General features: G+C 31.3%; 21 protein-coding genes and 5 tRNA genes. 12 read left to right on the top strand and 14 right to left on the bottom strand.

The window, feature by feature from the left end:
• Nucleotides 1–21: 21 nt before the first annotated feature.
• The gene (locus B3792_RS02980) at nt 22–753 is read right to left on the bottom strand and encodes a YebC/PmpR family DNA-binding transcriptional regulator (RefSeq protein ID WP_219034768.1); all 732 of its coding nucleotides are present in this window, start codon (nt 751–753) and stop codon (nt 22–24) included.
• A 95-nt stretch (nt 754–848) separates the two neighbouring features.
• Entirely contained in the window at nt 849–2,957 is a 2,109-nt protein-coding gene (locus B3792_RS02975) for a M3 family metallopeptidase (protein WP_291068846.1), read from the bottom strand.
• 224 nt (nt 2,958–3,181) lie between these two features.
• Between B3792_RS02975 and B3792_RS02970 the strand changes: the two genes are divergently transcribed.
• The 3 genes from B3792_RS02970 to B3792_RS02960 are packed head-to-tail and all read left to right on the top strand — an operon-like array spanning nt 3,182 to nt 6,101.
• On the top strand, nt 3,182–3,826 hold the full coding sequence (locus tag B3792_RS02970; RefSeq protein ID WP_221856057.1) for an NUDIX hydrolase: 645 nt from the start codon (nt 3,182–3,184) through the stop codon (nt 3,824–3,826).
• Nucleotides 3,827–3,845: 19 nt separating this feature from the next.
• Nucleotides 3,846–4,730, top strand: coding sequence for a lysophospholipid acyltransferase family protein (locus B3792_RS02965; RefSeq protein WP_038334575.1), 885 nt, complete (start codon nt 3,846–3,848; stop codon nt 4,728–4,730).
• Nucleotides 4,731–4,748: 18 nt separating this feature from the next.
• The gene (locus B3792_RS02960) at nt 4,749–6,101 is read left to right on the top strand and encodes a UDP-N-acetylmuramate--L-alanine ligase (protein WP_115001321.1); all 1,353 of its coding nucleotides are present in this window, start codon (nt 4,749–4,751) and stop codon (nt 6,099–6,101) included.
• Between the two features lie 392 nt (nt 6,102–6,493).
• Here the strand turns inward: B3792_RS02960 and B3792_RS02955 are convergent, their stop codons facing one another.
• From B3792_RS02955 to B3792_RS02945, 3 genes are all read right to left on the bottom strand, one after another.
• Nucleotides 6,494–7,318 carry a helix-turn-helix domain-containing protein gene (locus B3792_RS02955; protein WP_291046460.1) on the bottom strand — a complete coding sequence of 275 codons (825 nt, stop codon included), beginning with the start codon at nt 7,316–7,318 and terminating at the stop codon, nt 6,494–6,496.
• Nucleotides 7,319–7,339: 21 nt separating this feature from the next.
• Nucleotides 7,340–7,666 carry a DMT family transporter gene (locus B3792_RS02950; protein WP_038334569.1) on the bottom strand — a complete coding sequence of 109 codons (327 nt, stop codon included), beginning with the start codon at nt 7,664–7,666 and terminating at the stop codon, nt 7,340–7,342.
• A 74-nt stretch (nt 7,667–7,740) separates the two neighbouring features.
• Nucleotides 7,741–8,394, bottom strand: a complete 654-nt coding sequence (locus tag B3792_RS02945) for a hypothetical protein (protein ID WP_219034762.1) — start codon at nt 8,392–8,394, stop codon at nt 7,741–7,743.
• Nucleotides 8,395–8,612: 218 nt separating this feature from the next.
• Between B3792_RS02945 and B3792_RS02940 the strand changes: the two genes are divergently transcribed.
• Nucleotides 8,613–9,371: a 5'-methylthioadenosine/adenosylhomocysteine nucleosidase gene (locus B3792_RS02940; protein WP_219034761.1), complete on the top strand. Its 759-nt coding sequence runs from the start codon at nt 8,613–8,615 to the stop codon at nt 9,369–9,371.
• A 99-nt stretch (nt 9,372–9,470) separates the two neighbouring features.
• Here the strand turns inward: B3792_RS02940 and B3792_RS02935 are convergent.
• The 5 genes from B3792_RS02935 to B3792_RS02915 form a co-directional block, all read right to left on the bottom strand.
• Nucleotides 9,471–9,551: transfer RNA gene (locus tag B3792_RS02935), tRNA-Tyr, on the bottom strand.
• A 32-nt stretch (nt 9,552–9,583) separates the two neighbouring features.
• Nucleotides 9,584–9,657 (bottom strand) — tRNA-Thr (locus B3792_RS02930).
• Nucleotides 9,658–9,698: 41 nt separating this feature from the next.
• Nucleotides 9,699–9,775, bottom strand: a tRNA-Thr gene (locus B3792_RS02925).
• A gap of 7 nt (nt 9,776–9,782) precedes the next feature.
• Nucleotides 9,783–9,863, bottom strand: a tRNA-Tyr gene (locus tag B3792_RS02920).
• A 17-nt stretch (nt 9,864–9,880) separates the two neighbouring features.
• Nucleotides 9,881–9,954, bottom strand: a tRNA-Thr gene (locus B3792_RS02915).
• Between the two features lie 277 nt (nt 9,955–10,231).
• On the opposite strand from B3792_RS02915, the gene B3792_RS02910 reads away from it, so the two are divergent.
• From B3792_RS02910 to B3792_RS02900, 3 genes are all read left to right on the top strand, one after another.
• Nucleotides 10,232–11,878 (top strand): Na/Pi cotransporter family protein, encoded by a 1,647-nt coding sequence (locus B3792_RS02910; protein WP_291068844.1) that lies wholly within the window; start codon nt 10,232–10,234, stop codon nt 11,876–11,878.
• 29 nt (nt 11,879–11,907) lie between these two features.
• Nucleotides 11,908–12,297: a hypothetical protein gene (locus tag B3792_RS02905; protein ID WP_115001331.1), complete on the top strand. Its 390-nt coding sequence runs from the start codon at nt 11,908–11,910 to the stop codon at nt 12,295–12,297.
• Between the two features lie 208 nt (nt 12,298–12,505).
• On the top strand, nt 12,506–13,489 hold the full coding sequence (locus B3792_RS02900) for an acyl transferase (protein ID WP_286495957.1): 984 nt from the start codon (nt 12,506–12,508) through the stop codon (nt 13,487–13,489).
• A gap of 37 nt (nt 13,490–13,526) precedes the next feature.
• On the opposite strand, the gene B3792_RS02895 is transcribed toward B3792_RS02900, so the two are convergent.
• The 3 genes from B3792_RS02895 to B3792_RS02885 form a co-directional block, all read right to left on the bottom strand.
• Nucleotides 13,527–14,633 carry a hypothetical protein gene (locus B3792_RS02895; protein WP_219034758.1) on the bottom strand — a complete coding sequence of 369 codons (1,107 nt, stop codon included), beginning with the start codon at nt 14,631–14,633 and terminating at the stop codon, nt 13,527–13,529.
• A gap of 6 nt (nt 14,634–14,639) precedes the next feature.
• A complete protein-coding gene (locus B3792_RS02890) occupies nt 14,640–15,395 on the bottom strand; it encodes a DUF3857 domain-containing protein (protein WP_125348827.1) in 756 nt (251 codons plus the stop codon).
• A 70-nt stretch (nt 15,396–15,465) separates the two neighbouring features.
• Nucleotides 15,466–16,356: a TIGR01777 family oxidoreductase gene (locus tag B3792_RS02885; protein WP_221856027.1), complete on the bottom strand. Its 891-nt coding sequence runs from the start codon at nt 16,354–16,356 to the stop codon at nt 15,466–15,468.
• 45 nt (nt 16,357–16,401) lie between these two features.
• Between B3792_RS02885 and B3792_RS02880 the strand changes: the two genes are divergently transcribed.
• Nucleotides 16,402–17,277: an ion transporter gene (locus B3792_RS02880; protein WP_286495960.1), complete on the top strand. Its 876-nt coding sequence runs from the start codon at nt 16,402–16,404 to the stop codon at nt 17,275–17,277.
• Here the strand turns inward: B3792_RS02880 and B3792_RS02875 are convergent.
• Nucleotides 17,274–18,245, bottom strand: coding sequence for a YihY/virulence factor BrkB family protein (locus B3792_RS02875; protein ID WP_219034754.1), 972 nt, complete (start codon nt 18,243–18,245; stop codon nt 17,274–17,276). The genes B3792_RS02880 and B3792_RS02875 overlap by 4 nt on opposite strands.
• A gap of 26 nt (nt 18,246–18,271) precedes the next feature.
• On the opposite strand from B3792_RS02875, the gene rlmH reads away from it, so the two are divergent.
• The 4 genes from rlmH to B3792_RS02855 are packed head-to-tail and all read left to right on the top strand — an operon-like array spanning nt 18,272 to nt 21,070.
• Nucleotides 18,272–18,745 carry a 23S rRNA (pseudouridine(1915)-N(3))-methyltransferase RlmH gene (rlmH, locus tag B3792_RS02870; protein WP_115001348.1) on the top strand — a complete coding sequence of 158 codons (474 nt, stop codon included), beginning with the start codon at nt 18,272–18,274 and terminating at the stop codon, nt 18,743–18,745.
• Nucleotides 18,738–19,571 (top strand): CPBP family intramembrane glutamic endopeptidase, encoded by an 834-nt coding sequence (locus tag B3792_RS02865; RefSeq protein ID WP_219034753.1) that lies wholly within the window; start codon nt 18,738–18,740, stop codon nt 19,569–19,571. The genes rlmH and B3792_RS02865 overlap by 8 nt, the downstream gene beginning before the upstream one ends.
• Nucleotides 19,572–20,153, top strand: a complete 582-nt coding sequence (rdgB, locus tag B3792_RS02860) for an RdgB/HAM1 family non-canonical purine NTP pyrophosphatase (protein ID WP_219034752.1) — start codon at nt 19,572–19,574, stop codon at nt 20,151–20,153. It abuts the gene before it with no gap.
• A complete protein-coding gene (locus tag B3792_RS02855; RefSeq protein WP_219034751.1) occupies nt 20,150–21,070 on the top strand; it encodes a ribonuclease Z in 921 nt (306 codons plus the stop codon). Before rdgB ends, B3792_RS02855 begins: the two co-directional genes overlap by 4 nt.
• Nucleotides 21,071–21,315 lie beyond the last annotated feature (245 nt).

The raw sequence follows: 21,315 nt of genomic DNA, 5'->3' as shown, positions 1-21,315 counted from the left end.
TATTATTCTTTTCAAAAAAGATTATTCTTCCTCTTCTTCGTCTTCTTTCATCGTATGATAAACGTTATTTACGTCCTCATCTTCATCAAATTTCTCTAACAATTTTTCGATGTCAGCTTTTTGTTCTTCTGTTAATTCTTTTGTTGTTTGTGGAATTCTTTCAAATTCTGATGAAATAATTTCATATCCACTTTCTTCCAAAGATTTGAAGATTGTTCCGTAATTCTCAAAAGGTGCAATTAATACAATTCCATCTTCATCCTCAAAAATCTCCTCTACTCCAAAGTCAATCATTTCAAATTCTAATTCCTCTAAATCTAGATTTTCAGGTTTTTGAATCTTGAAATTACAGATATGATCAAACATAAATTCAACAGAACCTTGCGTTCCTAATTGTCCATTACATTTACTGAAATAAGAACGAACGTTAGCTACTGTACGATTGTTGTTATTTGTAGAAGTTTCAACTAAAACGGCAATTCCGTGAGGTCCATAACCTTCAAAAATAACTTCCTTATAGTTTTCTGTATTTTTATCAGATGCTTTTTTGATTGCGCGTTCGATATTATCTTTAGGCATATTTACAGCCTTCGCATTCTGAATTACCGCGCGAAGATGAGAATTTGAATGCGGATCAGGTCCTCCTGCTTTTACTGCCATTACGATATCCTTCCCAATTTTAGTAAACGCTTTAGACATTGCTGCCCAACGTTTTAATTTACGTCCTTTTCTAAATTCAAATGCTCTTCCCATTTATACTTGTTTTAATAGTTGCAAATTTATTCATAAAACGAAAAAAATCCAAGAACTATGTCTTGGATTTTTAAGTTGTTAATATTTTAGAATAATTATTTCAATCCGTGGTATTTCAACATTGGTTCAATTGAAGGATTTTTACCTCTAAAATTTTTGTAAATCACATTCAAATCATCCGAATTCCCTTGAGAAAATACTTTATCTCTCAAAATTTGACCATTTTTACGTGACATTCCTCCATTTTCTATTGTCCATTCGTAGGCATCATGGTCTAACATTTCTGCCCAGATATATGCAAAATATCCCGCTGCATATCCTCCACCAAAAATATGGCTAAAATAAGAAGAACGGTAACGAGGCGGAACTTGTGGTAAATTTGTTTTATTATCAATTAAGGCTTGTTTCTCAAAATCGTCTACGCTTGTGATTGTTTTATCGACAGAAACAGTGTGCCAAGATAAATCTAAAGCCGCAGCAGAAAGTAATTCTGTTAACGTATAACCTTTGTTAAAGTTAGATGCTTTTTTCATTTTTTCTACCAACACATCAGGAATCGCAGCTCCTGTTTGATAATGCTTTGCATAATTTTTTAGGATAGATGGCTCCGTTACATAATGCTCGTGAAATTGAGATGGAAACTCTACAAAATCTCTTGAAACATTTGTTCCAGATAAAGTTGGATATTTTTGATTCGCAAAGAAACCGTGCAATGCATGTCCAAATTCGTGGAAAGTTGTTACCACATCATCATACGAAATCAAAGCAGGTTGACCATTTGCAGGTTTTGTGTAATTTCCGACATTATAAATAACAGGTTTTGTGCCAAATAAATGAGATTGCTCCACAATATTACTCATCCAAGCTCCCCCTTGTTTAGAATCTCTTTTGAAATAATCTGTATAAAATAATCCCAATTGCGAACCATCTTCGTTAAACAATTCGTACACTTTTACATCTTCGTGCCAAGTTGGTATATCTGTACGTTTTTTGAATGAAATTCCGTATAATTCTTTCGCCATAAAGAAAATTCCATTCTCTACAACTGAATCTAAAACGAAATAAGGTTTCATTTCATTTTCGTCGATATCATATTTCTCTTTACGAACTTTCTCTGCATAATAGTTCCAATCCGCAGATGTTAATGTATTTGCTGGATTTTCTTTCTTCGCTAACACTTCAAATTCTTTCTCATCTTTTTGCGCCATTGCAGTTGCTGCTGGAATCATTTGATTCAAAATTCCTTTCGCTGCTGTTGGATTTTGTGCCATTTGATCTTGCAAATTCCATTCTGCATAATTTGCAAAACCTAATAATTTAGCTTTCTCCGCACGTTTTTTAACCAAAGTTAAAATTGTAGAACGTGTATCATTTTCATCTTTTTTCTCTGTTCTACTCCAAGCTGCATCAAATAATTTTTTTCTTGAAGCTGCATTGGTCATATTTTGTAATTCAGGTTGTTGCGTTGTATTCAATAAACTGATTAAATATGTACCATCAGCTTGTTTGAAAGCCTCTAAATCAGCATCACTCAAACCTGCTAATTCTTCTTTCGTAAAAGTTACACCACCAGATTTTGTTCCTTTTAATAATTGATTAGAGAATTTAGTTTCCAATGAAGCGATTTCACCATTCAATTTTTTCAATTCATCTTTTTGAGTTGATGATAAATTAGCTCCAGCCAATTCGAAACGTTGATAATAAACATCTAACAAACGAGAAGATTCTTTATCTAAATTCAACGTTTGTTTACTATCATGTAACTTTTTAACGCGTTGAAATAATTTATCATTCAAATAAATTGCATCGCTATGAGCAGCAAATTTAGGCGACATCTCCTCCTCTACTGCTTGCAACGTTTCGTTTGTATTTGCTCCTGTCAATAATCCAAAAACATGATTAACTCGTGTTAATAATTGACCAGATTTCTCCATCTCAACTAATGTATTTTCGAAAGTTGGTGCTTCAGAATTATTCGCAATTTTATTGATTTCGACTAATTGTTCAGTCATTCCTTGCAACAAAGCAGGTTTGAAATCTTCGTTTTTAATTTTCGAAAAATCAGCAGTTTGATAAGGCAAAGTGCTCACTTCAAAAAAAGGATTTTTATCGTTCCACATACTATTTGTTGACTTTTCGCTACAAGAAGTGGTTAGGATTGACGATCCAACCATCATTCCGTAAAAAAGTTTTTTATTAAACATTTTTATAATTTTTAGACCTAACGAAGTTAAAACTTATAATGTTAAATTTCAAAATATTCTGTTTTTCATTCAAACGATGGAAAATATTTAAGCTAAATCTTAAAAGTTAAATAATTAATAAACCTTACCGAAAAGGTTGAATTTTCTTCGACGAAAATAATTATCTTTGAAAAAGAGTGAGGAAAAATTTCACTCTTTTTTATTACCCTAAAAATCAATCCATTTTGTATTTAGATTTAGAAGAATTAAAATATTTATTAGCTGAAAGTGTTGAAGAATTGCCGAGTTGGGAATCACACCAAAAGCTTTCACCTCCATATCGTCAAAAATTTGATTTAGAATATGTAAAACGAACCAATCCTAGAAGTGCGTCTGTGATGATTTTATTGTATCAAAACGAAGATGGAGAAGTTGAATTCCCAGTAACCATGCGTGTTTCTTACGAAGGAGCGCATTCGCATCAGTTTTCTTTGCCAGGTGGACAATTTGAAGAACAAGATATTAGTTTTGACGAAACTGCTATTCGCGAAACTGTGGAAGAACTTGGTGTAGAGTACGAAAATATTGAGATTGTAAGACAATTGAGCGAAATGTATATTCCGCCAAGTAATTTCTTGGTTTATCCTTACATCGGAATTTATCATGGAGAACCACATTTCAACCCAGATGAGCGTGAAGTACAATACGTTGTTCCATTAAATCTGGAAGCTTTTTTGAATGCTGATTACGAAGTTTTTGAGAGAGAATTTTCTGGTCAAGTTGTCGAAATTCCTGGTTATAACATTGGTGACGATGAATTTCTTTGGGGTGCAACGGCAATGATTTTAGAAGAATTTAAAGATTATCTAAAAATCGTATTAAATTTGTAACTTAAACAATTAAGAACTCGTGTCTCAAAAAGCAAAGAAAAAGAACGCATTTCGCGATTCATTTGGACATCTATATTTCCTAAAAAGGACGTTAATTTTCTTATTAGGATCATTTACCTATAACCGTTACAATGGTTTTAATAAATTAAAAGTTAGCGGTACAAAAAACTTGGTTCATTTGCCAGCTCAAAATGTATTATTCGTTTCGAATCATCAAACTTATTTTGCTGATGTTTTCGCGATGTATCATGTATTTTGTAGTGTAAAAAATGGTTTTATTGATACCATCAAAAATCCAATTTATTTACTTAATCCTAAGATTGACTTTTATTACGTTGCCGCTGAAGAAACAATGAAAGATAATCTTTTGACGAAATTATTCGCCTACACAGGAGCGGTTACCGTAAAAAGAACGTGGCGTGCAAAAGGAGAAAATGTAAATAGAAAAGTAGATTTAAGCGAAATTAACAATATTGATATTGCGTTGCAAAGTGGTTGGGTAGTAACATTTCCGCAAGGGACTACAACTGCGTTTGCACCTGGTCGTCGTGGAACTGCACATTTAATCAAGAAAAATAAACCAATTGTAATTCCAGTTGTAATTGATGGTTTTCGTAGAGCTTTTGATAAAAAAGGTTTGCGTATTAAAAAACGTGGAATTAATGCGACAATGACATTCAAAGAGCCTTTGGAAATCGATTATGAAAATGATTCGAGTGATGCAATCATGAAAAAAATTATGAATGCAATTGAGCAAGCACCAGAATTTAATAAAGTTCGACCAATGGACGAAATTCTTGCTGAAAATAGTGAAAAATCATTGGATGATTATTTGAATGAAGACGACGAAGAGTTTGATGATTTCGAAGAAATGGGCTACGACGAAGAAAATAAAAAAGACTAAAAGAATACAACATACAAAATGAAAAAAGTTCATTTTATTGCAATTGGTGGAAGTGCAATGCACAATTTGGCGATTGCTTTGCACGAAAAAGGATATCAAGTAACAGGTTCTGACGACGCAATTTTCGAACCTTCGAAAACACGTTTGGACCAACGTAGAATTTTACCAGAAGAAATGGGTTGGTTTCCAGAAAAAATTACAACAGATTTAGATGCTGTGATTTTGGGAATGCATGCTCACGCTGATAATCCTGAAATGTTACGTGCTCAAGAATTAGGTTTAAAAATCTATTCATATCCAGAATATTTGTACGAACAATCAAAAGATAAAACGCGTGTTGTAATTGGTGGTTCGCATGGAAAAACGACAATTACATCAATGATTCTTCACGTTTTGCATTATCATAATATCGATGTTGATTATATGGTTGGTGCGCAATTGGATGGTTTTGATGTGATGGTAAAATTGACAGAAGACAACGAATTTATGATTATGGAAGGTGATGAATATTTATCATCTGCCTTAGATCGTCGTTCAAAATTCTTGTTGTATCAACCAAATATTGCGTTGATTTCAGGTATTGCTTGGGATCATATCAATGTTTTTCCAACGTTTGCAGATTACACTTCTCAATTCTCAAAATTCGTAGAATCTATCGTGAATGGAGGTGCTTTAATTTACAACGAAACAGACGAAGAAGTTGTTAAAGTGGTAGAAGAAACGGAGAAAGCAATCAAGAAATTCCCTTATCATTTACCAGAACATTTTATCGAAAATGGAATCACTTTTATCGAAACAGAAGATGGACCAATTCCGTTAGAAGTCTTTGGTAATCATAACTTGATGAATTTAGAAGGTGCTCGTGCAATTTGTAAACAATTAGGTGTAATGGATGATGATTTCAACGAAGCAATTCAATCATTCAAAGGAGCATCTAAACGTTTGGAATTAATTAATCGTACTTCTGATTTTGTTGCGTATAAAGATTTTGCCCATGCGCCAAGTAAAGTAACTTCAGTTACGAATGCAGTAAAAGAACAATATACAGATAAAACAGTTGTAGGATGTTTAGAAATCCACACCTATTCGTCTTTGAATCCTGAGTTTTTGGTGCAATACAAAGGTGCTTTAGACAAAACTGATATCAAAATTGTAATGTATAGCCCAGAAGCATTAGAAATAAAACGTATGGAAATGATTTCTCCAGAAGATATCAAAAAAGCCTTTGGAGATGATTCTATTTTGGTATTTACAAATGGTGAACAATTGCAAGATTATATCGAAAGTTTAGATAAAAAAGATAAAGTATTTTTGATGATGAGTTCAGGAAACTTCGGTGGAGTAAACTTGAATGAATTATTTAAAGCATAAAAAAATCACCTTTCAATAAAAGGTGATTTTCCACTTAAATATCTATAAAATATAGAAAAAGAGAACTTAATTTTTTAGGTTCTCTTTTTGTTTTTTGTCAAATGGTCAAAATAATCATTTTAGGTTTTTGGATTACTTCTTTTCAAATATCAGTAAACTTAGAACTATTTTAAACTTTTTCGGAACTATTAATTTTAAAAACATTATTTTAGAAAAAACAGAGGTGATATAAACTTTTAGTAATACTCTACTCACTTTTGTTAGCTTTCGCCATCAAAAAACACCTCTGTTTTACTATAAAATTATAGTGACCCTTTTGATAGTAACAAAGATGATAAAAATCGAGATAAAAAAAAGTTTGAAAAGTAGCCTAAAGATGTCCAAAACGGAAGTTATTGTAAACTTTTTCTAAATTGAGTTGGACTAATTTTTAGATGTTTTTTGAAAAAATTTCCGAATGAATATTGGTCAGAAAAGTTTAACTCATTCGAAATTTCAGAGATTGTTTTAGTTGTTTCACTCAACAATACTTTCGATTCACGAATCACAACAGAACTGATTAATTCTTTTGTCGTTCTACCTGTTATTGATTTGCAACATTCAGTTAAATATCGTACTGTAATATTCAATTTATCTGCATAATATTTTGCATCTCTGTTTTCTGTATAACTCTTATTTAAATCATTCAAAAAACGCTTTACAATATCATCTTTTCGCGTTCCTTTTCTTACAATAATTGTTTGTTGTTTCGAAAGTTCGCTAAACGTTGTGTAAACAATCGCATAAAATAAATTGAACTGTAAATAGCGTACGAATTTGGTCAATTTCTCTTGCAAACGCAACTTCAATTGCAATAAAAGTTCGATTAAAGCAGAAAATTCTATTTCATTGAAATGATAATTATTGATTCTACCTTCACCAAAAAATTGGTTGTATTCATAACCACTCAAATCGATAATCGATGTATCTAAAATCTTTTTGGTTAAAACTAAACTCAACAATTCTAAATCAGATGATTTTGAAATTATTTGGTAAGATTTATTAGGTTCTGGGAAGAAAACATCGTGTTGTTTTAGTTTAATTTCTTGGTCATTTTGAGAAATAATTAAATAACCATGCTGAATAAAAATCGTCTTAATCAAATCTTTTTTCAAACGTTTATTTTCAACAGTTTGCTGAATAAATTCCTCTTGATCAAAAACATTAAAATTCTCCATAAATCAACACTTTAATTTCAGTTAATTTGACACAAATTTTAACCCAATAATAGAGCAAATTAAAGTCGTTAAGAAGAAAACGCGCCAAAAACTTGCTGGTTCTTTAAAAATAAAAATTCCTACTAAAACTGTTCCGACTGCTCCAATTCCTGTCCAAACTGCATAAGCCGTTCCGATTGGTAATGTTTGCGTTGCTTTTACCAACAAAACCATGCTCACCGTTAAGAAAAATAAAAAACCACCATACCATAAATACGTGTCATTTCCGGTTGCTTCTTTTGCTTTTCCAAGACATGATGCGAAACCGACTTCGCACAATCCTGCAATTAGTAAAATTACCCAATTCATTTTTTACTGATTTATTTATAAAAATTAAGACTACAAAAAATTGTAGCCTTAAAATTAATTATTTATTTTTTGAATTATTTACCGAAACTATCGCTAAATTCTACTTGACCTTTGATGTGTACTTCGCTCCATGTTTTAGAAACGCCATCTGCACCTTTGTGTAATTCTAAACAAGCTTGATTAAGAGCTTCTATTGCTTTTCCTGTGTTAAAATCCATCAAATCAACATCTGTTTCAATTGAAAAAACATTGTTCTCAAACGTTGATTTTACTTCGTATTCTTTAGAAGCATTATTCAACGTTAAATTCAAGAAAGTTTTACCATCTCTGAAATGTAATTGACCTTTGATTTCGCTTGTATTAATCATATTTCCAAACAAAATATCTTTCAATTTTTGATCACGATCAATTTGATCAGAATTTAATGTAGCAACTGTCGCTATAATATTTGCACCTTCTAAAACTTCTTGAGGCGTTTTTCCATCTTCTTTTGCGTCTTTCACCAAAACAACATCAAAACGTCCTGAAACAGCCACTTTTTCTGTTGTTTTATAAGCCGTCCACTCAACTCCAGATTTTCTAATTACACCCTCTACAATTTCCGTTGGTTCTTCCACTGTAACAGCAGATTTAGCAGGTTGTTCAACTGGTTTTTCTTCTGTTTTATTCGTACAATTCATCAGCATTACTGATGCACAGCATATAATCGCTATAGATAATTTTTTCATTTCAAACTTTTATGCTACAAAAATACAACAAGCCAAGACTAATTCACAATTGATTTTTAACATATTCTGAAAAAACTCTACTTTTGTAAGATGATAAAAAATCTTCTAAATACATGTTTGATTATCATTTGTTTGCCATTTATCTTAATTTATGAGATTTATTGTTCGGTTTACAAATACAGAAAATAAATTGGTAACTTCGCTTTCAAATTGGAAAGATGAGCGAAAGAATAATAGGAATAATAGGCGCTATACCGCAAGAAATAAACGGTGTAGTCAATTTATTAACAAACAAGCAAGAACATAAAATTGGTCGAAGAAGTTATTTTACTGGAAAATTAAACAATCAAAAAGTTGTGGTCGTTTATTCTCGTGTTGGTAAAGTTGCTGCCTCTGCTACGGTTACAACCTTAATCCTTGAATTTAACGTTTCTGAATTGATTTTTACAGGTGTTGCAGGTGGAATTCATGCTGATGTAAAAATTGGAGATATTGTTCTAGGGCAAAGTTTGATTCAACATGATATGAATGCTCAACCTCTTTTTCCTGCTTACGAAATCCCAATGTTAGGAAAAGCTTATTTTGAGGCTGATTCTTCTCAATTAGAAGTTGCGACAACAGCTATTTTAGAAATTTTAGAAGAGCAACATTTGCATAATGTGATTTCTGAAAAAGATTTGGATAAATTTAATATTCATCAGCCTCAACTACATGTTGGTTTAATTGGATCTGGAGATTTATTTTTCTCGACAAATTCTCAGAAAGAAAAATTACAACAAAACTTACCCGAAATACTTTGTGTCGAAATGGAAGGCGCTGCAGTAGCACAAGTTTGTTACGAATTTGATATTCCTTTTATCATCATAAGAACAATATCAGATGATGCCGACGATCATTCTACATTAGATTTTAATAGTTTTATAGAAAAGATTTCGAATGTATATTCAATAGAAATTATTAAGAACATCATCAAGTAAAAAGTCCTTTAAAAAGGGCTTTTTTTTTGATGCTCACATTAATAAAAAAATCATCAAAAGATTTGATGATTTGCTTTTCCAAATATTTAAAATGGATTGTGGGGAGAGCAGGATTCGAACCTGCGAAGGTTACCCAACGGATTTACAGTCCGTCCTCGTTGGCCGCTTGAGTATCTCCCCGCCTAATAATAAAGTATTCTTCAAAAAAGAAGAGCCGATAGAGGGACTCGAACCCACGACCTGCTGATTACAAATCAGCTGCTCTAGCCAGCTGAGCTACATCGGCGATTTTTTATTTTTGTTTTAAAAGTAAAATATAAACTTTTTTGGAGCCGATAGAGGGACTCGAACCCACGACCTGCTGATTACAAATCAGCTGCTCTAGCCAGCTGAGCTACATCGGCTTTTTAGTGGGGAGAGCAGGATTCGAACCTGCGAAGGTTACCCAACGGATTTACAGTCCGTCCTCGTTGGCCGCTTGAGTATCTCCCCGACCTATATTTTTGCTGAGCCGATAGAGGGACTCGAACCCACGACCTGCTGATTACAAATCAGCTGCTCTAGCCAGCTGAGCTACATCGGCAAAAATATTATTATTTGTATATTTCAAATTGAAAACAGGATATTCATTTCTCGAAAGAAGTATTGTTCCTTTTTCGTGGTGCAATATTAGGGCAGTTTTTCGAATCTCGCAAATGTTTTTTCAAAAAAAAGTAGAAGTTTTTTCTAAAAATTTACTTCAATTTTGAAAATCAGAATTTTAGAATTCAAAAAAAGATTAAACTTTTTTTCAATAAAAGTAAAAAAGATAATATTCTATTTACATTAGAGTCCCTATTTTTGTAGTCAATTAATCATTAATGCATCTTATCATACAAATTTTGCAACTTTTCGGAGCAATTGCTTTGTTCATTTTTGCGATAAAACTATTAAGCGAAAATTTACAAGCGTTATCTGGATCGAATTTTAAACGCACTCTAAACAAATTAACCAAAAACAATTTATCGACAATTGTTACAGGTACTTTTTTTACAACAGCTATACAATCTTCCTCGGCTGCGAGTGTGTTTATATTGGGATTTGTAAATGCTGGATTGATTAATTTGCGAAAAGCATTTGGCTTAATATTAGGCGCAAATATCGGAACTACGCTTACATTGTGGTTGGTCTATTTCGGAATGAAATTCGATTTGGTACAAATTGCATTGCCTCTTATACTGGTGGCTTTTCCATTTTATTTATCGAAAAAACGTAACCAAAGAAAAGTAGGTGGAATTTTATTTTCGCTTTCCTTACTTTTTCTTTCGCTTTATTTCCTGAAAACTTTTTTACCTTCTATCGAAAGTCATCAGAAGTTACAAGAATTCTTTCAGCAATTATCGCATTATGGTTTTTTGACTAATTTGTTATTTATTCTATTTGGAATATTACTAACGGTTTTAGTCCACTTTTCATCAGCATCAATTACGATTGCAATTTTATTAGCGAGCAAAGGTTTACCTATCGAATTAGCTGCAATGATTGTTTTGGGAGCAAATATAGGAACAACTTTGACAGCGCATTTAGTTGCCGCAATTGGAGATAAATACACGAAAGTTGTCGCAGCATTTCATACATTTTTCAATATTGTAATTGCGTTGATTTTTATGTTGATTGCAAATTTTGTTTTAAAATTTATTGGAACAACAATTTCATCAAATATCGCTGTTCAACTGATTACTTTTGATACTATTAGTAATTTCGTCGGGGTCATTTTGTTTACGCCTTTTATCAATAAAATAGCTTTCTATTGTCAGAAAAAATATTTCTCTGTAAAATCAGCAGACAATAAATTAGAATTTTATGCAATTCCATTCGGAACAAATTCTGACCTATATAAAAATGAAGCCAACAAAAAACTTCTGAAACTCGCTTCTACAACGAAACAAACGATTTATACGCTTGGGCGAATGATTACTGAAAGTGATGAAGAAAAGATTTTGGTTTTTCGTGAACGAATTTTGGAACTGGAAAAAGAAGGTGATCAATTGGAGAGAGAAGTCAATGAATTTTTGAATGAAATTGCTGATTTAGATTTACCAAACGAAAATACAATTGCGATTCATCAACTAATTACACTTTGTCATCATCTGGAAAGTGTGGGCGATATTGCGATTAAGATTTCTTCTATTCATCGTCGTCGTAGAATGACAAATAGTTATTTTACACCAAAAATGAGAACGTATTTGGTCGAATTTCAAAATAATTTGGATCAAACAACGCGTATTCTAAATCAAAATTTGAACGAAACACAAGAAGAAGTTTCTATCAAACAAGCGGAGTTTATCGAAAAAACGATTAATACAATTTACAAAGAAGCCGAAGCAAATTTAATGAAGACGATCGAAAAAGAGAAACTTTTGACTACAAGTGCGCTTTTCTACAAAGATCTAATTCAGAATTACGAAATTCTTGGCGATCATCTTTACAAAGCCAATGCAACAATTGTTAAGCTAAAAAATCAGTAGATTTTTGTAAGTTTAAAGAAATTTATTGCATGGCTACTACATTTACAATAAAGCTTGAAGAACAAATTATTGGAACTACAGAATTTGAATTTGCAGATGTTCCGATGGGAGTTGTTTATGGCAAAATAAATTTTATAGATATTGAATCTCCTTATTTATTATTCAAAAATTATTGTTTAGCAAATAACATCCATATAAATTATGATTCTGAAAAAGAAAGATTGATAGACACAGCGATTATTCCAAATCTTAGAATTTATTATAATGATTTTAAAGAAGAATTAAAAAGTTGGGGAAGTTCTATTTCTGGAATTGAAATTTCTGATGACGTATTTGAATTTGAAATTACTTTATATGGTTTAGAATCTGAAACGATGTCAACTTTATTCAAACATCATTTTGATGAATATTTTAAATAATAACTTGTCTTGAATTAAAATTCGTCAATTCGAGTGATTTTTAGAAATATATTTCTAAAAATTGTATCGAGAATTAAGATGAATTTTATCTTCTAAAACCTTATTCTCGACACAAAATTCTAAACGAATTTCACTCGAATTGACGGTTTTATTTATAAAATAATATAATTACTTCGCTCACTTCTACTCTATTTTGTAATTTTGCAAAATGTTTGATTCAAAGCAAATTTTTTCTATTCAATCCGAAGAAGATTTCCAAAACGTTGCATTGGAAGTTTTCCGTTATCAAGCGCAAGAAAATGAGGTGTACAAAAACTTCTTAAATTTCTTGAACGTTGATTATTCTACTGTAAAACACACCAACGAAATTCCTTTTTTACCGATTCAGTTTTTTAAGAAATTTAAATTGATTTCGGGAAATCGTGAAGTGGAAAAGGTTTTTACAAGTTCGGGAACAACTGGAATGGCGACAAGTAAACATTTGGTAACGGATTTGGCATTGTATCATTACAGTTTAGAAAAATGTTTCGAACAATTTTATGGTCCACTTCCCGATTATACTATTTTCGCGCTTTTGCCTTCGTATTTGGAGCGTACAGGTTCGTCTTTGATTGATATGGTGGAGTATTGGATTGAGAAATCTGGTAGCGATAAAAGTGGTTTCTATTTGTATAATCACGATGAATTGTACGAAAATCTTATTGCGCACGAAAAAACGGGCAAGAAAGCAATTTTGATTGGTGTTTCATTTGCTTTATTAGATTTTGTCGAAAATTATAAAATGAATTTGCAGCACACAATTGTGATGGAAACTGGCGGAATGAAAGGTCGCAAGAAAGAAATTACGCGCGAAGAATTGCATTCAATTTTGAAAAATGGTTTCGGAACAAATGAAATTCATTCGGAATATGGAATGACGGAATTGCTTTCGCAAGGTTATTCTCGAGGAGATTTGACGTTTAAATCGCCAAATTGGATGCGAATTTTGATCAGAGAAACCGAAGATCCTTTCCAATATGTTGAAGAGGGAAAAACAGGTGGCGTGAATGTGATTGATTTGGCAAATTACAATTCGATTAGTTTTATTGCAACTGATGATTTAGGTAAAAAAATAACTCACAATCAATTTGAAATCTTAGGACGTTTCGATCATTCGGATGTGCGAGGTTGTAATTTGATGGTGATTGAATAATAAATAAAATCCCGCACTGNNCAGTGCGGGATTTTATTTATTTCTTTTTCATTAAAACTTCTTTCAGAGATTCTGTTTTTATTTTCTCAAAAAATTGTTTCAATTCATTGTATTTATCCGCTTCATAAACACCTTCTGGCAATAAAAATTGAATTGCTAGTATCAATTGTCCATCTTTCACTTTTGCTTCCTGATAATACTCTAAACCAAGCTCAGTTTTGTGATGTGCTTTGTATTTTTCATCAATTATCACTTCGTAACCATCTGGAATTTTAGATTTCACCTGAATATTAAACAAATAAGGATAATTAAATTCTATTTTGCGCTGACGATTTTTATCTTCAAAAGTATATTGTTTTAGAAATTCGCGCAAAGGATTTATAAATGTATAAAATGGAGCATTCGGAATTACAGCTTTTGCTTTATAATTTTTAACGTAAGAATCAGTATCAAAAACCGTTTTATCATTAATTTCTTCGTCTAAACGCACATCTAAAGATTCAGTCAAATATCTATTCAAAACATTTTCTTCGTCTGCAGCATCATCATAAAAATAATCATTGAATTTGTCTTTACGATAAAGAATTAAATTTCCATTACTCATAAAATCATACTTTAATGATGATTCGTAATAAGACAATTTTTGATTCAACTTTACAAACGAAGCTTCACCTTTTTTGATGACAATTCCATGATAATTAAACACATCTAAAGGTCCAAATTCGATTTGTTCTTTATTTAATTTTGAAGCATCTAAGATAATATTTGAAGCACCATTATTTAATTTCACAACTGTTAAAACAGAATTGAATTGATTGACAATTGGATAAGAAAACAAAATTTGTCCATGATGACGACTACTAAACATAACCATCGAAGTTTCGAAACCTTTAGCTGTTAAAATTTCATTCAATAAAAGATTCATATCTGCCGTAGAACCAGACTTTTCTTTCAATAAAGTTTTGTTCGAACGTGTTGGAATAATTCCATAAAATCTATTCCATTTTACATTTGAATCAATATATTCAATCACATTTTTCAAAGTTTCTACCTCATCTTTTCCATTCGGAATATTTTGCGCAACATCTCTGATTGCAGAAGGATTTCGATACAAATCATATTGTGCATTTATATCTTGAATCAAATCTATCTACGCGCTCATCGTAGTTTTCTTTGCTCCATCTGTATGATAATTAGCTGCCTGAATTTTAATTCGTTCACTTTGATCTTCAGGATTATAAACGTATTTTAATTGATTATAACTTTGGATATTATGTAATAACCATTCCGTTGAACTAGATTTACCTTTATACTTTGTATTCAAACCATCACCAATTGTAATAATCGAATATGTACCATAAGCCTGATTATTTAATCGAAACTTGCTCGAAAGCGTTGGTATATCATGTTGAAAATTCCACGCATCAATAGAAAAATTGTGTTCGCTACTTTTGATATAAGTATATTCGATAATAGAACCAACTTTTACATTTGGAAAAGTAAAACGTTTTGCAGCATACAATTCATTTAAAGAAACATCAAAAATCTCTTTTTCATCAATCGGAGTCATTTGCTCTACTCCATTTACAATATTAATTGTACCTCCCTTAATTCCGCTTATAGATTCATTTCTATTCTTGCTGTAATAATTCAGTTGTATATTTGCTTCATCAAGTCCTTTATCAGTCAGTATTTTGATTCTTCGTTTTACAGTCAAATAATAATTAGACGAAGTTAAATCCATTTTTCCTTCTTCCGAAAGAATAACAGCATCTGCATTTTTCTCGAAAGGAACTTGAGTTAAGTTAATTTCTTGCTCCGAAATTTTTCCGAATTTTAAATCTTTCGATTGCGCATTTGTATATAATGCAATAAATAAAAAGAGTAAAGTAATTTTTAATTTCATTTCAATTTGTAATTCCTGCAAAAGTACAATACACAACAATACATAAAGAATAATCTAAATAAAATTTTCGTTACTTTTCTATCAATTCTTCTAACGCTTTTTCTAAAGTAGGATATTGAAATTTGAAACCTGTTTCTTGAATTTTAGTTGCGTCAATTCTAGATCCATTTAGGACTAAACTACTCATCTCACCTAATGCTAATTTCATAACAAAAGCAGGAATATTAGGAATAAAAAAAGGTTTATTCATTTTTCTCGCTAGCGTATGATTGAATTCCGAATGATTTATATATTGCGGTGAAGATGCGTTATAACTTCCTTTTATTTTATCATTATCTACAGCTTCCGCATACATTTGTATCAAATCTGTAATATGTATCCAAGGCATCCATTGTTTTCCGTTACCTAGATTTGCTCCTACACCAAGTTGAATAGGTTTTTTTAATAATTTGAAACCTTCGCCGTTTTTAGACAAAACAAAAGAAGTTCTAAGACAAACCACTCTTGCACCTATTTTTTCGAACTGATAAGCAGCATTTTCCCATGCGACACAAACTTTACCTAAAAAATCAATATTCGGTTCATCAGATTCTTTGAAAATTTTGTTCGAAGTAATTTGTCCATAATAAGCAGTTCCAGACGCGGAGATAAAAAATTTCAAATCAATATTCAATTTTTTGACATACTCAAAAAGTAAATTCGCTGTATCAACTCTACTCGAAAAAATTTCTTTTTTGTAAGAATTTGTCCATCTTTTCGCAATTAAGCTTCCAGCCAAATGAATAATTCCATCCAAATTTTCAAAAACTTTTTCATCAATTGTATCTTTCTCCCAATGATAAAAAGGATGTTCAATCTCTTTTTCTCTTGTCAAAATACGAACTTGATGTCCATTTTTAATTAAAATCTTTGTTAATTCTGAACCAATTAATCCACTTCCACCAGTCAATAGAATATTCATACTAAAATTTTTTCCTAATTTAGCTCATTCCAAAAATATAAACTAATGTTTAAAGGTAGATTTCCTTATCTAAAAAGAATGGGAGCTGATGAAGAAAAGAAGCTAAAACAAAAAATATTCGATATAGTTTTTGAAGCTGATACACCTTATGGAAAACTTTTTGACATCTCTTTATTACTTTTAATTTTATTGAGTGTTGGCTTAGTTATGTTGGAGTCTATTCCGGCAATTAACGCAAGACACCATACAGTTTTAGTATCTTTAGAATGGATTTTAACCTTTTTGTTTACTATAGAATATTTATTAAGAATCTATTGCGTTAAAAATCGTTGGCGATATATTTTTAGTTTTTATGGAGTTATTGATTTATTGTCTATTTTACCATTTTATCTTGGTTTAGTTTTACCTACAAGTAAGTACCTAGCAAGTATTCGTATTTTAAGATTACTACGTATTTTCAGAATTTTTAACCTTACTCGATTTACTCGTGGGAAAAATGTGTTGGTGTTAGGACTGAAAGAAAGTAAAGATAAAATCATCGTTTTCTTATCATTTGTAGTATTAATTGTTGTTGTAATTGGCTCGATTATGTATATGGTTGAACACGATCATCCCGAATCTGGTTTCACAAGTATACCAATTAGTATTTATTGGGCAATTGTTACTTTAACAACAGTAGGTTATGGTGATATTTCACCTGTCACTGGTTTAGGACAATTCTTAGCTTCTGTTGTAATGATTATAGGTTATGGTGTAATTGCTGTTCCCACAAGTATTGTAACTATGGAAATGAATAAAGCGGCTAAACATAAGGAAGATATTCCTACAAACACGCAAAGATGTCGCAATTGTGGCGATGATTACCACCTAGATGGTGCTATTTATTGCAAAACCTGCGGGCATCTTTTAAATGAACCTTAAAATTTATCCAAATTAATGAATCGATTATTGTCAATATGATTAACGTATTCGTAATTTTTGGTGTAATTAATTGACATATTCAATTCATAACCAACTAACATCAAAATAACATTGATGTAAACAAAAATCATCATAATCATCACTAATCCAAGCGATCCATAAAACAAATCAATATTTGTAAAATAACTTAAATACGAATTAAAACCAATCACAGTTAACAAGAACAAAACAGAAGTTAACAATGCCCCTGGAATAACTGTACTACGCGATTTTTTGTGATTTGGTCCGAAATAATACAACATACACATCGAAACAAAATAAAAAATAAATACCGAAAAATAGTTGATTAAATACGAAAATTGTCCAAGTTTACTTAAAAATGAAACGTTGGTTAAGTATTTCCAAATAATTGATGTCGAATAAGATAAAAACACTTGTAACACAATAAAAACTGTAAAAAACAAGGTTAAAATTATCGAAATCATTCTCGATTTTGAGTTTTTTCGCTTTACATAAACATCTTGATACGAAACATTAAATCCATTTATAATCCCTTGTATTCCGTTGGATGACATAAAAATTGTAATCAAAATCAAGAAATAATTCACTTTACGTTTTCCTTGTACAGCCGTCGTTTTATCAATATACGAAATCACTTCATTGCTCACATGTTTAGGTAAAAGTTGAGGAAGAAGTTGTGTAAATAGCAAGTTTTTTATTTCTTGGTAATAAACCAAATGCGGTAAAATACTAAACAAAAAAAGCAAAAATGGAAACATACTAAAAAATAAAATCCACGAAACTGCCGCCGAACGCAACGGAAAATTACCTTTCATGACGCGAATCCAAAAAACTTTCAAGAAATCATATACCGTGATGCCCGTATTTTTGTTCATCAATTTTGTTTTCGACCAATCTCGAAAATAATTTATTCCTGTATATGTTTTAAAATCTTGTAGAATGCGCATATTTTTGTCTCAATAAATAATTTTGAATGAATATTACGACCATTTGTATCGGTAAAACAGACGAAAAAGCCATCGAAATGCTATTACAAAAGTATGAAAATCGATTGCCTTCGCACATTAATTATCAAAGAATTGAAATTCCTGACATCAAAAATCGTAAAAATTTGTCCGAAATTCAACAAAAACAAAAAGAAGCTGAGCAAATTTTGAATAAAATCATCAATACAGATTTTGTTATTATTTTGGATGAAAAAGGAAAACAACCTACTTCGAAGCAATTTGCAGATGATATTCAGAATTACATGAATCAATCTGTCAAAAATCTTGTCTTTGTGATTGGTGGTCCTTATGGTTTTGACGAATCTGTTTACAATCGTGGAAATAAAAAAATGTCTTTATCCAATATGACATTTACGCATCAAATGGTTCGTCTATTTTTGACTGAGCAAATTTACCGAGGATTTAGTATATTGCAGGGTAAACCTTATCATCATGAATAACACCTCTCCATTTGAAGAATTTGTTCCTAAGCAAGAAAATAAACTAAGTTTTGGTATTGGAAAAGCTCTTTTGTATAGCGCAATTGCAGTGATTATAATGCAGTTTGCTGGCGGACTTGTTTCTGCTCCAGCACTTTTTTACAAACCGCTTAATCACTTACTTTTACCGTTAGGATTTTTAACAGGAACGGTTTGCGCAATTGTTATTTTATTGATGTTGACACAAACTAAATTTGCATCAATTTTAAAAGATATCAAACATTCTTTTACTCCAATTCAGCTCATATTATCAATAGCTTGTTGGTTATTTCTTTTGCCTTTAGCCGAGGTTGCAACAAGTTTAATTCCAACAACTGGACCTTTAGAAGAAATCTATAAAATCTTTCAAGCTTCTTTTGAAATGATGTTAGATTACAAAATCGCTGGATTTATTATGATTTGTATTTTGGCTCCAATTTTCGAAGAAATTATTTTCAGAGGAATAATCTTGAAAGGAATGCTAAATTTCAATGTAAATCCTACAACTGCAATCTTAATCAATGGATTTATTTTTGGATGTGCACATATGAATCCTTGGCAATTTATAGGCGCTGGACTTTTAGGAATCATTTTTGGAATAGTTTATTATCGCACAAAATCGTTGTTTTTACCTATGTTATTACATTTCCTAAACAACACTCTTTCGTACTCGTTAATGCTAATGCAGGGCGATATGGAAGGCGAAGTTTTTGCGCAAAGAGATTATTTATTAATTGGAGGAATGACACTTATCGGAATTTTATCTGTCTATTTATTAATCAAAAAAACAGAACAAAAAACAATATAAATGGAATTAATTTTTGCCACACATAACAACAATAAAGTAAAAGAAGTTACAAAAATGTTACCTTCTTACCTATCGATGAAATCATTGACTGATATTAATTTCTTTGATGAAATTGAAGAAACTGGTACAACTTTCGAAGAAAATGCGCAATTAAAAGCGAAAACTATTTTCGATAAAACTGGGAAAAATATCTTTGCAGATGATTCTGGATTAGTGATAGAAGCGTTAAATGGAGCACCTGGTGTATATTCTGCTCGATATGCTGGCACAGGAAAAGACGAAGATAATATTGCAAAAGCGTTGAAAGAATTGGAAGGAAAAACAAATCGAAAAGCGTATTTTATTTCTATTTTCTGTTTAATTTTGGATGGAAAGGAATATTTTTTCGAAGGACGAGTGAATGGAACTATTGCAACTGAAATTATGGGTGACAATGGTTTTGGCTACGATCCGATTTTTATTCCTGATGGTTTTTCAAAATCTTTTGCACAAATGTCTCCTGAAGAAAAAAATGCAATTAGCCACCGAGGAAAAGCTGTCGAAAAATTAAACGATTTTTTAACTAATCTAAACGTAAATTGAGTTTACAACTAACAATATTAGGATTTAATTCAGCATTACCAACAGCTTTTACGCATCCGACCGCTCAATTATTAAACATCGCAGAACGCTATTTTTTGATTGATTGCGGAGAAGGAACACAAGTACAATTGCGAAAAGCGAAGGCAAAATTCAACCGAATAAATCACATTTTTATATCGCATTTGCACGGCGATCATGTTTTTGGATTGATTGGATTAATTTCTACACTTCAATTGCTTGGTCGCGATATGCCTTTGCATATCCATGGTCCGAAAGGAATTGAGGAATTTATTACAACACAATTACGTTTAACAGAATCTAATAACTCATTCGAGATTATTTTCAACGAATTGCATACAAAAGAATCTGTTTTAGTTTTTGAAGATGATAAAGTTGAAGTTTATTCTATTCCGCTAAATCACCGAGTTTATACAAATGGTTATCTTTTTCGAGAAAAGCCAAAACCTCGAAAATTGAATATGGATACGATCGAGGAATTTCCAGAAATTGAAATCTGCGATTATCAAAATTTGAAAAATGGAAAAGATTTTACGTTAGAATCTGGAAAAATAATTCCGAATGATTATTTAACATTTGATGCTCAAAAGTCCTTGAGTTACGCGTTTTGTTCGGACACAAAATATAAACCAGATATTGTTCCAATTATAAAAGATGTCGATTTGTTATATCACGAATCAACATTTTTACACGAATTGAAAGATTTAGCGGTTTACACAGGGCATACAACTGCAAAAGAAGCTGGAATGATTGCGAAACAAGCCAATGTAAAGAAATTAATTTTAGGTCATTTTTCTAATCGTTATCACGATTATAAACCTTTGTTAATCGAAGCCCAAGAAGAATTTACGAATACCGTTTTACCAGAATTGTTGAAAACAATAAAAATAGAAAGTTAGTAATCAAAATATAAAAAAATCCGTTCGATAGTCGAACGGATTTTAGTTTTACAAATGTTTCTCAATCCTATGGATTTTGAACTAAAACTCCTTTAGAAACAATAATTTGTTGTTCAGGAATATATTCAATTACTTCATTTGCTGTAGCAAGAATAGTGTATAATGGATTACTTCCTGATAAATGTGTACCAGGGTAGCGTCTATCCATTGTCAACCCATTTCTATATGTGGGTACGTCATATCCT

This window comes from Empedobacter sp. UBA5924, assembly GCF_002431085.1.
In the GTDB taxonomy this organism is placed as follows: domain Bacteria; phylum Bacteroidota; class Bacteroidia; order Flavobacteriales; family Weeksellaceae; genus Empedobacter; species Empedobacter falsenii_B.
This window is presented reverse-complemented; position numbering and strand designations above follow the sequence as displayed.